13 protein-coding genes and 3 pseudogenes are annotated in these 12,790 nt (G+C 60.9%); 5 read left to right on the top strand and 11 right to left on the bottom strand.

The genetic code is table 11. From position 1 onward, the window contains the following. The first annotated feature begins 184 nt into the window (after positions 1-184). Genes ASE04_RS05520 through ASE04_RS05510 form a run of 3 tightly spaced genes read left to right on the top strand, consistent with a single transcriptional unit; the run spans position 185 to position 3,785 of the window. Positions 185-1,018, top strand: a complete 834-nt coding sequence (locus ASE04_RS05520) for a formate/nitrite transporter family protein (RefSeq protein WP_056813261.1) — start codon at positions 185-187, stop codon at positions 1,016-1,018. Between the two features lie 8 nt (positions 1,019-1,026). Further along, a complete protein-coding gene (locus ASE04_RS05515; protein ID WP_056813260.1) occupies positions 1,027-2,172 on the top strand; it encodes an HlyD family secretion protein in 1,146 nt (381 codons plus the stop codon). Further along, positions 2,169-3,785: an MFS transporter gene (locus ASE04_RS05510; protein ID WP_056813256.1), complete on the top strand. Its 1,617-nt coding sequence runs from the start codon at positions 2,169-2,171 to the stop codon at positions 3,783-3,785. The genes ASE04_RS05515 and ASE04_RS05510 overlap by 4 nt, the downstream gene beginning before the upstream one ends. Positions 3,786-3,841: 56 nt before the next feature. On the opposite strand, the gene ASE04_RS05505 is transcribed toward ASE04_RS05510, so the two are convergent. From ASE04_RS05505 to ASE04_RS05495, 3 genes are all read right to left on the bottom strand, one after another. Continuing rightward, complete coding sequence (locus ASE04_RS05505) at positions 3,842-4,540, bottom strand: helix-turn-helix transcriptional regulator (RefSeq protein WP_056813253.1); 699 nt, start codon at positions 4,538-4,540, stop codon at positions 3,842-3,844. Positions 4,541-4,560: 20 nt separating this feature from the next. Beyond that, positions 4,561-4,767 (bottom strand): hypothetical protein, encoded by a 207-nt coding sequence (locus ASE04_RS05500; protein ID WP_056813250.1) that lies wholly within the window; start codon positions 4,765-4,767, stop codon positions 4,561-4,563. A 270-nt stretch (positions 4,768-5,037) separates the two neighbouring features. Beyond that, positions 5,038-5,316: a hypothetical protein gene (locus ASE04_RS05495; protein ID WP_056813247.1), complete on the bottom strand. Its 279-nt coding sequence runs from the start codon at positions 5,314-5,316 to the stop codon at positions 5,038-5,040. Positions 5,317-5,538: 222 nt separating this feature from the next. On the opposite strand from ASE04_RS05495, the gene ASE04_RS05490 reads away from it, so the two are divergent. Both ASE04_RS05490 and ASE04_RS05485 read left to right on the top strand, forming a co-directional pair. Then, entirely contained in the window at positions 5,539-6,009 is a 471-nt protein-coding gene (locus ASE04_RS05490) for a DUF992 domain-containing protein (protein WP_056813242.1), read from the top strand. Positions 6,010-6,443: 434 nt separating this feature from the next. Beyond that, on the top strand, positions 6,444-7,691 hold the full coding sequence (locus tag ASE04_RS05485) for an oxalate decarboxylase family bicupin (protein ID WP_056813241.1): 1,248 nt from the start codon (positions 6,444-6,446) through the stop codon (positions 7,689-7,691). Positions 7,692-7,774: 83 nt separating this feature from the next. Here the strand turns inward: ASE04_RS05485 and ASE04_RS05480 are convergent, their stop codons facing one another. From ASE04_RS05480 to ASE04_RS05455, 8 genes and pseudogenes are all read right to left on the bottom strand, one after another. Beyond that, positions 7,775-8,011: a hypothetical protein gene (locus ASE04_RS05480; protein ID WP_056813238.1), complete on the bottom strand. Its 237-nt coding sequence runs from the start codon at positions 8,009-8,011 to the stop codon at positions 7,775-7,777. 149 nt (positions 8,012-8,160) lie between these two features. Further along, positions 8,161-9,003: a formate dehydrogenase accessory sulfurtransferase FdhD gene (gene fdhD, locus ASE04_RS05475; RefSeq protein ID WP_056813635.1), complete on the bottom strand. Its 843-nt coding sequence runs from the start codon at positions 9,001-9,003 to the stop codon at positions 8,161-8,163. Positions 9,004-9,014: 11 nt separating this feature from the next. Further along, on the bottom strand, positions 9,015-9,587 hold the full coding sequence (locus ASE04_RS05470) for a response regulator transcription factor (RefSeq protein WP_056813235.1): 573 nt from the start codon (positions 9,585-9,587) through the stop codon (positions 9,015-9,017). A 200-nt stretch (positions 9,588-9,787) separates the two neighbouring features. Beyond that, positions 9,788-10,261 (bottom strand): nuclear transport factor 2 family protein, encoded by a 474-nt coding sequence (locus ASE04_RS05465; protein WP_056813232.1) that lies wholly within the window; start codon positions 10,259-10,261, stop codon positions 9,788-9,790. 14 nt (positions 10,262-10,275) lie between these two features. Then, positions 10,276-10,977: pseudogene (locus ASE04_RS31440) on the bottom strand (GTP 3',8-cyclase MoaA); the annotation flags it as partial. A gap of 1 nt (position 10,978) precedes the next feature. Then, positions 10,979-11,360, bottom strand: a pseudogene (locus ASE04_RS31435) (radical SAM protein); the annotation flags it as partial. 1 nt (position 11,361) lies between these two features. Then, positions 11,362-11,520: pseudogene (locus tag ASE04_RS32145) on the bottom strand (GTP 3',8-cyclase MoaA); the annotation flags it as partial. 151 nt (positions 11,521-11,671) lie between these two features. After that, positions 11,672-12,445, bottom strand: a complete 774-nt coding sequence (locus ASE04_RS05455; protein ID WP_056813229.1) for an alpha/beta fold hydrolase — start codon at positions 12,443-12,445, stop codon at positions 11,672-11,674. Positions 12,446-12,790: the final 345 nt, after the last annotated feature.

Here is a 12,790-nt window from a genome sequence, read left to right as displayed (position 1 = left end):
AATCTGATTTTTAGTGTGACTAAAAAAATCTGTCATAAAGACAGCGGCGGCGGCCCGAACCTGAACTTTCAGCGCCGCCAGCTACACCAACGTATGATTCAACGCACCGCAAAGTAACGCTAGCCTCTATCGCATCAACCAATGAAACGCTCGATTCCATCGAGCCAGTTGCGAGGGCCTCCTCATGTATCAGGACAGCATCAGCGATTTCGCACAATCCGGCGAACACAAGGCGCTCGTCGCTCGCACCCAGTTCTTCGCGTTCCTTGTCGGCGCGGCGATGGCGGGCGCTTATATCGGCTTCGGCGATATCCTGATGTTCACAGCCGGCGCCCACGTCGATGCCGCCTGGGCTCACCTTGTCATGGGCGTGGTATTTTCGTCGGCCTTGACGATCGTGGTCTTCGCCGGCTCCGAGCTCTTTACCGGCACCGCAATGTACATGCCGCTTGCCGTGCTTACACGGCGCGCCCGTCTTTCCGACGTGCTGCTCGTTTGGTGCAGCACGTGGGTCGGCAACCTTATCGGCGCACTTGTGCTCGCCGGACTTTTTCACCTAGCCGGCGGTGGCGTGCTTCTTGGTGACGGCAGCACTTCCTTCTTCTCGGCTGTCGCGGCCAAGATGTCGGCAACGTCGCTCGAGCTTTTCGCGCGAGGCATCCTGTGTAATTGGCTCGTCTGCCTGGCGATCTGGATGGCAGGACGGACCGACAATGCGGCTGCGAAAATCATGCTGATCTTCTGGCCGATCACGATCTTCGTCGCCGCCGGATATGAGCATTCGGTCGCCAACATGTTCACCTTCTCGATGGCCCTGCTCGGCGAACACCCGGCAAATGTCACGATTGCAGGCGCCGTTCACAACCTGATTTGGGTAACGCTCGGCAATCTGGTCGGCGGTTCCGTTTTCATGGCACTCGGCTATTGGGTACAGTTTCACGGTACCGGACACGTCTCGTTCAATCCCACCTCTGTGCCCGTCCGCGTGAAGACCACGACAAGTCCGGCCAGAAAGTGAGGTGGGCGATGGCAGACCCGCTCAACATAACAAGTCTTGCACCCTCGATCACCAAGCCGACGCCCGAGCCGGACATCCCAAGCCCGAACGAACAACCTTCGACGACGGGGGCGACAGTCCGGAGGCTCGCTGCCCCTGTTGTCGCTGTCCTCGTTGTCGGGGCGGCGGTCGCACTCGTTATGTTCGACTGGAACACATGGGTGGCGGATGCCGCCCATCAGTCCACCGATGATGCCGTCATCAGCGCCGACCTCTCGACGCTCAGCGCCCAGGTGAGTGGAACCGTGCGAAGCACGCCGGTCGCTGACTATCAGCACGTGTCCAAGGGCGACTTGCTCGCAGAAATCGATCCTCGAGAATACAACGCCGCCGTCGATGTCGCGAAGGCGAACCTTGCCCAAGCCAACGCATCGCTGGCGAACCTCTCCAATCAGATCACATTGCAAAATGCCGTCGTGCAGGCCGCCGAGGCACAGAATGCATCTGCGGCAGCCCTGAAAACCCAGACAGAACTCGAGTTTCACAGGCAGACGAACCTCGGCGATGCAACGTCGCAGCAGCAACTCCAGCAAGCCCAGTCGGCTTACCTGCAGGCAGAAGCCGCCGTTAAGTCGACGGCGGCCGCGATCGAGCAACAAAAGGCTCAGGGAAAGGTACTCGATGGCCAGGCGCCGCTGTGGCAAGCGCAGGTCGGCGCAGCGCAGGGAAATCTGGAAACAGCCTTGATCCGCCAGGGCTACACCCAAATCCACGCACCATTCGACGGCACCGTCGGTCGCAAGCTCGTCCATGAAGGGGATTTCGTCGCAGCCGGGACCAGCGTGATCTCGGAAGTTCCCCTCCCGAATGTCTATGTGACGGCAAACTTCAAGGAAACGCAGCTCGCGCGCATGCCGCCGGGACGCCCGGCTTCGATCAGCATAGACACGTTTCCAGGACAGACGCTGCATGGCAAGGTTTCGCGGCTTTCGCCAGCCAGCGGCTCGGTCTTCGCGCTGCTGCCGCCCGACAACGCGACGGGCAACTACACCAAGGTCGTCCAGCGCGTTCCCGTGAGGATCGAATTTGACGCAGGACAGCCGCTCGTCGACAGGCTGAAGCCCGGCATGTCGGCAACGGTCCGCGTTGACACATCCGAAGGCACAGCGCCATGACCGCGGCGCCGCACGCCTTCGGCCCTCTGACGCGGGGCACGACGGCGAGCCGCCCCTACCTTATCGTTGCCGCACTTCTCCTGGCCTCCTTTGTCGTCGGCTTCGACACTCGGGTGTTCGCAGTCGGATTGCCGGATCTGCGCGGCGCCTTTTCGTTGGGTGTCGACGAGGCCTCGTGGCTCAGCACGATCGCGAACGCACCGCAGATCTTGATATCATCGGCCGTCGCCTGGCTTGCCACCGTATTCGGCATACGCCGGGTCATGATCCCCGCGTGCCTGGTCTACGCCGGCATCTCGCTGGCGATCCCCATGGTTCACGGCACCGAGATGCTTTTTGCTCTCCACGCCGTCAGGGCATTGCTGCTCGGTGTCTTCATTCCGGCGACAATCATGGTCATCTTCCGGAATCTCGACATGAAATACTGGCTGATCGGCTTCGCCATCTATGCGCTGAGATTGCCTTTGTCGCAGAGCCTGGGGTTTGTGCTCGTCGGCCTCTACGGTGACTACCTCGGCTGGCAATGGCTCTATTGGCAGGACGTGATCATCGCGCCGCTGATCGCGCTGCTGCTGATCGTTGGCGCACCAAAGGAAGAGATCAATTTCAGCCTGCTTGAAAATGCGGATTGGGGCGGCATGCTCCTGCTCGGGTCATCGATGACGATGATCTACGTCGCCCTCGACCAGGGCAACCGGCTGGACTGGTTCCAATCGGGAATCGTGACCTCGCTTCTCGTCGGTGGCCTCATTCTGGCCGTGGGCTTCCTGATCAACGAGAGCCTGGTGGCAAGGCCCTGGGCGCATGCCAGCGTTATCCTGTCGCGCAACATCGGCACCGGATACGCGATCATTATCGCCTTCACGTTCTCCAGTTCGGCCGGGTCTATCGTGATCCCATCGTTCCTTCAGACCGTCGTCGGCCTTCGCCCTGTCTCGATCTCCTCGCTCTACATCGTCGGGGCGGTGATACCGGTCTTCTTCTTCATGGCGGCGGCGATCTACCTGCTGCGCCGGATCGACGCGAGGTTCTGCATTATCGCCGGACTGGCGGCGATGGCCGCCGCCTCGCTCCTCGGCTCACGGCTGACAATCGAATGGTCGCCAACGAACTTCCTGCCCGTAGTGCTCCTCTACACGTTCGGCCAGAGCTTTGTCTTCTTTGCCGCCGTCGTCTACCTGATCGCCAACACCGATCCGAAGCGGGCGACCGCCGCATCCGCGTATATCCAGGTCATCCGGCTCGGCAGCGCCGAGCTCGCCGTCAGTCTGCTGAATACGTGGCTGCGCCAACGCGAACAGTTTCACTCCAATGTGCTGACCGGCCCGATCGCTGCCTCGTCGCATGACCTGAATGGGATTCTCGCCAAGCTCGGCGCTCTCTTCGGAACGGGCGTCAGGGGACATCTCGAAGCACTATCGACAGTCGCTACCGGCGTTCGCGCGCAAGCATATATCTTGTCCTATGCCGACGGCTTCGTTCTCTCGTTCTGGTTCGCCCTAGCGGGTCTGGTCTTCGTGGCGTTCATGGGCGCGATGCCGTTCGGTCCGTTGCATCCCGACTTCCGGAAGACGTCGACCAATGCGGTTGAGAGTCCGGTGCGCTCAGCCTGACGGCGGCCGTCCGGCTATCGCGTCAACGTGAAGCCTGAGCAAGCCTCGAATACCGCTTAGATCAAGCGAAGGCGGCATGCCGTAGCGACAGCCTGCACGCGGTTCACCACATCCAGTTTCTCGATTGCCGAGCGCATGTAGCTGTTCACTGTGTGGCTGCTGAGATCGAGGATGACTGCGATTTCCTCACTGCTCTTGCCGGCTGCAGACCACCGCAGGCAGTCCAGTTCGCGAGCCGACAGGGGAGGCTTCTTGTCCTTGCCCGCAGCAAAATCGTCGAGCGCCTTCATGAGCTCGAATACGAGCGAGGGAAGTGCCTGCTCAGTCAGGGGCAGCCCTGGGCCGGAGAGCAACATCAGGTATTGTCGGCGGTTGGCGTCATGCAGCGATAGGCCAATCGTATTGCCGAACCCATCGTCGTAAAAGACACCCGCCAATCGGCTTTTCACACCCGCATCTCGCGCACGCGCAAACAGCAACGCGTCGGAACAGACCGGCAGAATGCTCTCCTTCAGCTTCGCCACGATCCGGCTTTCCCGAAACATGTCGGTCGCTTCGTATCTGACAAGCAGATCGGCCGGCCAGTTGGAAACGAGGAGGTTTTCGAGAAGCCCGCTGCGATCAGCCTCGGGGAAATGGCCGATCATGAAGAATTGCAGCGCGTATGATGGCATCAGCTTGTGCATCGCGCCGTCGAGCGCCATCAGGCGCCGGTCGACGGCGCTCTCGATGCGATTGGATGGAAAAGATTTCATTGAAGGAAAGTCACGACGGGTCAGTTGCCGGCAACGGAGTTGTCGATTGATCTGCGCAGGGATTGGAGACGTTGATCGAAATTCGTCGAGACGGCGTACGTCGGTACATCGCGCCGCAGCTCGCACCGAAGCGTGTAGGAGGAGCCGGAGCGATCGCTAAGCAGCCGCAAGCTCAGGGACAGCAACCCGTCCTCTTCCGAAAGATGCGTATTCGTGAACGAAATCATTTTCCTATCCTTCGCGATGTCGATTTCAGACGAACCGGACGAAGCCGCGGCGCGCCGCGATCTCTCAAGCTAAATTAGCAAGGACACCTTCCGCTGCACACTATACTGAGGCATAGGATGGCCCGGAATTCGTAAGCGAAAGACAGCAGGCAGACGCGTCGGGAGCGGGCGAAGGTGCCCGTGCTTGCAGAAAAATGTACATAGAAGGATGGGGCTAGACGATGGTTGTGGCCGAGCTAGCCGGAGACCATTCCAAATGGTCCGCCGGGCTCACGATTCCGTCAGCAGCGCGGCCTCGATGCGTTCAACGGACGCTGCCAGTTTGCCGATCAGCAGCGGCCCCCAGGATTGGCGATGGATCTCGCCACGCCTCGCGCGCAACTCGCCGGCGATCTGGTAGAGAAGAGCTTGCAAAGGCTCGTTTCCCTGAAGGGTGGCAACTGCGGCCAAGTCGGACAACCTGCTGCAAAGCCCGGCCAGAACGGCGCGAACCGGACTGTCTCCCGTTTCAAGGGAAAGGCTGGACAGGTTTGGGGCGTTGAAGTCCATGGCGGGTCCTGTGGCGTTGTTGAGACACAGAGGTTCTTAGCGCGATGGCGAACATCCATAAGCTGTACCTTGGTTTAGGTGGCCGACGACACCGGCGCGCAGACCAAGCCCTAAACTTAGGTATGGCCTCTTCTAAACCAGCGGCTGATTTCGGCGCGTCCGCTGGGCTCCTATCCTTCTGGGCATCAACCAGCCACCAACTCCCAACGAAGGACTTTCACCATGAAAAAATCATACCTCCTCTCGCTGCTCGCCGCCGGCATGCTCGCAGCTCCTGCTGTTGCGAACGCCGAACGCGCGGAAGTCGGAAAGCTCGATTGCGACGTCTCCGCCGGCATCGGTGTAATCGTCGGATCGAAGCAGGATGTGGATTGCACCTTCACGCCGACGGCGTCCGGCGCGACACAGCACTACGTCGGAAACATCACGGACTTCGGCCTCGATGTCGGCACGGTCGAGAAGGGACGCATGCTTTGGCTCGTCTACAACGCAACGCGCGAACCGATTGCCGGTCTGCAGGGAACCTATAGCGGCGTAACAGCCGACGCCAGCGTCGGCATTGGCGGCGGAGCCAACGTGCTCGTCGGCGGAAGCGCAAAGACCCTCTCGCTGCAGCCAGTCTCCCTTGAAGGCGACGTGGGACTGAACCTGGCGGTCGGCGTGGCCGCGCTCAAGCTGCGTCTGGCAAACTGACGCTGCCGCGAGTTTGCGCTTGGCGTGACCCTTCAATCTCCTTTTGCATGCTTTGTTTCGATCGTGGGCCTTGGCGCGCGGTCGTGACAAACCATTTCATGCAATGCCGGTGTCCAAGATGACGACGATCCGCATCCTTCGCGCTCCCTCAAACCATCGGCGATACGCCATCGCTGCGATCGTGTTGGGGGTCGGGCTTGCTAGTCTTAGCGCAGCGACATTGTGGATCGCCGACATAGAACCAACCGCAGCGGCTGCAAGTGTAGCCGCCGTACCGGTCGAGGCTCCGGCATATTCAATGCAGTAAGTGCCCGCCCATCTCAGTGGTACCGCGTAGGCGACAACAAGTGACGACTGCCGGCCTGTACATGCTTGAACCGCCAAGAGGGGCGGCTAGGCAGCTCTAATTCATCGAAACTAACGGAGTGATAGCTATGGACTCTCTTTCAAGACGCACAGTGCTTGCCCTTGGAGCAATGGGAGGCACGGCCCTCGCGGCAGGCGCCGCCCATGCTGCCACCTTTGGCAATCCGGATCAGCCGGCCGAAGGCGCCATCAATGCCAATCCCGGCGGCCTCTCGGACCCCGGCCCGAAGAACCCCGCGATCAACGAGCAGTTTCCCTCGTTTCAAAGCCCGCCGGCAACTGACGTGGGTGACATGCAGCTCTTCTGGGGCTCGTTCAACAATGCCGCCAAGCGCATCCAGAATGGCGGCTGGGCACGTCAGGTCACCAAGTCCGATTTTGCCATTTCCGACGCCGTCTCCGGCGTCAACATGCGCCTCGGTCCTGGTGGCGTCCGCGAGATGCACTGGCACCGCGCCGCCGAATGGGCGATCATGACCAACGGACGCTGCCGCGTCACCGTTCTCGATGCTGAAGGGCGAGCCTACGTGCAGGACGTCGAGGCTGGCGACCTCTGGTATTTCCCGGCAGGCTTTCCGCATTCGCTGCAGGGCCTCGGCCCCGATGGCTCCGAATTCGTGATTGTCTTCGACGAGGGCGATCAGTCCGAGTACGGCACGCTGCTTCTGACGGACTGGCTCGCGCATACCTCTCCGGAGCTGCTGGCCAAGAATTTCGGCGTTCCGCAGGAAACCTTCAAGAACATTCCTCTGCAGGACCTCTGGATATTTCAGGGCAAGGAGCCCGGCCCGCTTTCTGAAGATCAGGAAGCCGTCGCCTCCGCCGGACTGCCGCCTTATCCTTTCACCTACAGGCTGACGGCATCGGCGCCCCTGAAGCAGAACGCCTCCGGCACGATCCATCTTGCCGACAGCGGCATCTTCAAGGTGTCCAAGACCATTGCGGCGGCGATCGAGACGATCAAGCCGGGCGCCGTGCGGGAAATGCATTGGCACCCGAATGCAGACGAGTGGCAATACTGGATCAAGGGCGAGGGCCGCATGACGGTGTTCGACGCCGGTCCGCGCAGCCAGACGGCAGACTTCCGTCCCGGCGACATCGGATATGTCAAGAAAAGCCAGGGCCACATCATCGAGAACACCGGCACGACGGATCTGCAGTTCGTCGCCGTGTTCAAGGTGGCCGAGTATCAGGAGATCGGCCTGTCGTCCTGGCTGACCCACACACCGGCGGCGCTGGTCGCGCAGCACCTCAATCTCAGTGTTGGCGACATCGCCAGGTTCCCGGCCGATCAGCCCGCACTGATGCCGCGCTGATCGAGATGGAGGGACACGGCGCTGCTCGGCGCCGTGTCCCTCCGCAGATACATCGAAAAGCGCAGTGGAGAGCGGGTCGCCGGCTAAGCCAGCGCTTCCGTCTCTTCGACCTGCTCTTCCGCGGATGACGCGGACGCAATCATCGAGATCAGCGTCGCACTGACGAACAGCGAAGAATGCGAGTTGATGATCCTGCCAGAGGAAAGCTTGAGCAACGGCCCATCGATATCGATCACAGTATCCGTGAAGTCATTCTCTCCCCAGCCCTCCGAGGTTCCCTCAATCAAGACGAACCGATACGTCGCTCCAATATCGAACATTCTCATCCCCCTTCATGCGACATCAGCCTGACACTTGACGAAGTCATGTCAAGACCTGCCGCGAGCTTTCAGGGCTCGGAGACTATCGGGATCATTTCTTTTTGAGAGCGTTTGCTGAACTGCGAGCGCTCGCAAGCACCCGCGGCGCATCAGCCGAAATGGTGCAGCTGTCCGATCGTTGCAGGAAACGAGATCCTGCTCTCACCGGTGAATATCTCATAATCGTTGCCGCGAACGAGACCGACGAGGGTCATGCCAGCCTCCTCCGCCGTGCGGATTGCCAGCGCAGTCGGCGCGGAGATCGCGATCAGCACTGGGCTCCCGAGAATTGCCGTCTTCTGCACCATCTCGACCGAAATTCGGCTCGTGACCACGACGGCGCCCTTCGCTCCGTTTCCGCCGGCATGCGCGACGGCACCACACAACTTGTCGAGAGCGTTGTGCCGACCGACATCCTCGCGTGTCGCGACGAGCCCCTGACCCGGGATATAGAAGCCTGCACCATGGACTGCGCGTGTTTCGCGATGCAGCGGCTGAGAGCGGTTCAGCAGTGATACCGCGTAAGGCAGGTCTTCCGCAGTCAGGGCGAGACCCGTGTTCGACACGAGGGGTATCTTTCGCACGGCCTGTTCGATGGATTCGATGCCACAGAGGCCGCAGCCGACTGGTCCCGCCATGCTGCGCTTGCGAACGCGCAGCGCCTGCGTGACATCCTCGTTGAGTGATATCTGGATGTCGATACCGATGCCGGTCTCGACGACCTCGATCTCCGCGATTTCATCCTGCGAGGCAATGATGCCTTCCGTGAGACTGAACCCGACGGCGAAATCCTCGAGATCACCGGGCGTTGCCATCATGACTGCATGTGAGGATCCGGCATAGGAGATCGCAACCGGCACCTCCTCCGGCACGATGCGGGGATCTGTGGAGAACCGGCCGTCCCGAAAGGACAGCCGACGGGCGAGAGCCGAAAGCGGGCGCGATGGTTGCATCGTTGCGACCTTCACAGCATCGGGGAGCGTTTGAGCAGGCGCTGTAGTGTTCTGCGGTGCATGGACAGCTGCCGTGCCGCCCGCGCCACGTTGGCGCCGCACGCCATGTAGACGTCCCTGATGTGCTCCTGGCGCACGCTGTTGGGCGCGGGGAAAGACGACAGGAAGCGCGGCTCTACGCTGGCATTATCCAGCAGCAGAGCAACGAGAAAGTCCGTTTCCGTCGGCTTCGGGAGAACGTCGCTTGCGCCAGCCTTGATGGCGGACACCGCATTGGAAAGATTGCAGAACCGGCTGTGAACGAGGGTCCGGCAGCCCGGGCTACTGTTGGCAATAGCGTCCACGATTTCGACGCCATCACCATCATCAAGGACGAGTTCCACGACGGCAAAGGAGATTGGGCGCTCGCGAAGATGTCGCTTCGCCGCATCAGCACTATCGGCAAGGCAGACATGCAGCCCTTCCTCGATAAGGCGCTGAACGAGCGGCGAAGCCGAACCTATTTCCGGATCGACGATCAGCGCAGTCGTTCGCCGGGTCGCGGCCTGATGCGCGCCTGAGTGCATGAGATCTGCATCAATCATCACCATCTCCGTTACTTCGATTTGAAGGAAGTGTAGGAGGATTGCGCGGTCGCAGACACTATACGTAGGGTTAGATCGCGAGATACGTAGGGTTAGATCGCGAGGGATTCTGGTACAGCGCCTCTGGGAAATACGCAGCCATAGTGCCGCGCCGCCCGCTCGAGCGCCGCACATGGTTGCTGAATGAACGCGGATTTCCGTTAAAGTCCGAGTTGCGAAAGGCCGGGGTGGTCTGTTGGCCGGGGTGCGCCGCGATCCCACCGGCACTTGCGATCCTGCTCCTTTATCGGCAAATCGTTGATGCAGGCGTAGCGGCGCTGCATCAGGCCGCTTGGCGCGAATTCCCAGTTCTCGTTTCCGTATGACCGGAACCAGTTGCCGGAATCGTCATGCCACTCATAGGCAAAACGCACGCCGATCCGGCTTTCATGCACCGCCCACAGCTCCTTTATCAGCCGGTATTCGAGCTCCCGTGCCCATTTTCGGCTCAGGAAGGCGACGATGGCGTCGCGGCCGTTGACGAACTCAGCGCGGTTTCTCCATTGGCTGTCGGCCGTGTAGGCGAGCGACACCCTGTGTGGATCGCAACTGTTCCAGGCATCCTCGGCGGCACGGACCTTCTGGGCCGCGGTCTCCATCGTATAGGGAGGGAATGGTGGGCGTTCTTCGGTCATGGCCTTTCCTTTCATTACCCGCCGGTGACGCTCATATGGCGGGCGACGGCCGGGCGGTTGTGGGTGCGGTCGATGATGAAGTCGTGGCCCTTCGGCTTGCGCGAGATCGCCTCGTCGATCGCCGCATAGAGAAGCCCATCATCAGGGGTAGCGCGGACGGCGGCGCGAAGATCGGCTGCATCGTTCTGGCCGAGGCACATGTAGAGCGTGCCGGTGCAGGTCAGCCGCACGCGGTTGCAGCTCTCGCAGAAATTATGGGTCATCGGCGTGATGAAACCGAGCCGGCCGCCGGTCTCCTTGACCTCGACATAGCGGGCCGGACCGCCAGTGCGATAGCCGATGTCCGAGAAGGTGAACTGCTGTTCGAGATCGGCCCTGAGCTTCGACAGCGGCAGGTAGCGGTCGGTCCGGTCTTCCTCGATCTCGCCCATCGGCATCGTTTCGATGACGGTCAGGTCCATGCCGCGGGCATGCGCGAAGCGGATCATTTCCGGCATCTCGCTATCGTTGAAATCCTTCAGCGCCACCGCGTTCAGCTTGATCTTCAGGCCAGCCTTCTGAGCGGCATCGATGCCTTCCATCACTTTGTTGAAGTCGCCCCAGCGGGTGATTTGGCGGAACTTGTCGGGATCGAGCGTATCCAGCGAGACGTTGATGCGGCGGACACCTGCGGCGTAGAGCTCGTCGGCGAAGCGGGAAAGCTGCGAGCCGTTGGTNAACTTGTCGGGATCGAGCGTATCCAGCGAGACGTTGATGCGGCGGACACCTGCGGCGTAGAGCTCGTCGGCGAAGCGGGAAAGCTGCGAGCCGTTGGTGGTCAGCGTCAGCTCGTCGAGGCCGGAGCCGATCTGCTTGCCGAGTTCGCGCACCAGATACATGATGTTCTTGCGCACCAGCGGTTCGCCACCGGTCAGCCGCAGCTTGCGGACGCCCTTGGCGATGAAGGCGGAACAGAGCCGGTGCAGCTCCTCGAGCGTCAGCAGCTCCTGCTTCGGCAGGAAGGTCATGTGCTCGGCCATGCAGTAGGTGCAGCGGAAGTCGCAGCGGTCGGTGACGGAGACGCGCAGATAGGTTACGGCCCGCTTGAACGGGTCGATCANGGTCATGTGCTCGGCCATGCAGTAGGTGCAGCGGAAGTCGCAGCGGTCGGTGACGGAGACGCGCAGATAGGTTACGGCCCGCTTGAACGGGTCGATCAAAGTCTGCTGACCAACCGGCGCTTCAAACGGGATCGACGAGACAACGGCATCGTTCAGCATAAGAGTTCCCCGCATTGTCCGCCAGGATAGGCATTCTGGGATATAAACCAAGCTATCTCAAGGTATCGACGTGACATCTGGTCACCTGCAGGTCCGCTCGTCGTCCTTGGATGCGACAAGCGGTCCTGCCAGTTACGTCGGCTCAAGCATGCTAGGCGCCGGCGGCTTTCAGAATGAGTTGCGAGACCGCGTCCGGCTGTGAAACCAGCGACAAATGGCTCGCCTTGAGCTCGATCGTGGTTGCGTTCATGCGTTTGGCCATGAACCGCTGGAGGTCGGGATTGATCGTCCGGTCTTCTGCCGAGACCGCATAGTAGCTTGGCTTCGAATGCCAGGCGGCATTGGCGGTTACACCTGAAAGAAGCGCTTTGTGGAATGGCTGCTGCACCGCGTAGAGCACTTTCGCCTCAGCTTCCGGCAGATCACCGGCAAAATCGTGCAGGAACGCCTGCTCGGAAAGTCTGCCCTCGTCGTCGTCGAAGACAATGCCTGCGCTGGCCGGAGGCGTCGGATACTCTCTTGCGAGTGCCGTGTAGTCTTCGCCTGCATCGGGGGCGCGCGCCGCGATGTAGACGAGAGACGACACCGCCGGGTGCACACCTACGTCCGAGACGACGACGCCGGAGAAGGAATGGCCAACCAGCACCGTCGGGCCGTCCTGGCGATCAAGGACGCGCCGCGCGGCATCCAGCGTATCAGGAAGGGAGGTGAGCGGATTTTGCACCGAAGTGCAATTCAGCCCCTGCGCCTGGAGGCGACCGATCACCTTCGACCAGCAAGATCCGTCGGCAAACAATCCGTGCACGAAGACGACGTTTCGAACATTGGGAGTGATTGTCTTGGCGATCGCTTCGGATTTGACGAGCAGGGATGCTGCCGCGCCGGCCACAAGGGCGGTGGAAAAGGTTCTTCTGTTCATCAGCATGATCGTCTCCGTCCATGGGAACAAGGTGCCGATCCTTCGGGCGCCGTAGCAAACCGATGTGGCTTTGCCTGTGCCGGGATCGAATATCCTTCTAGGCTTGCCCCTCTCGAAAAACATCTATCCGTGGGTATAGGCGAAACCGCACATTCGGCGTGCGGCAGCTTTCAGTCCTCGGGAAAGACAGCCGTCTAAGCAACGGCTTTACAGAACGCGGTCCCGACGATCCGCCGCGGCATAGACGAGCGAACTATGCCGGAGGTTGGCTCGACCCATACCTAAGTTCAGTTCCGCCGCCCGCCCGATCCGTCTACCTTCTACCCCATCGCCTCACCCCTCGATGAGGCG

The organism is Rhizobium sp. Root708 (genome assembly GCF_001429725.1).
Classification (GTDB): Bacteria; Pseudomonadota; Alphaproteobacteria; order Rhizobiales; family Rhizobiaceae; genus Rhizobium.
This window is presented reverse-complemented; position numbering and strand designations above follow the sequence as displayed.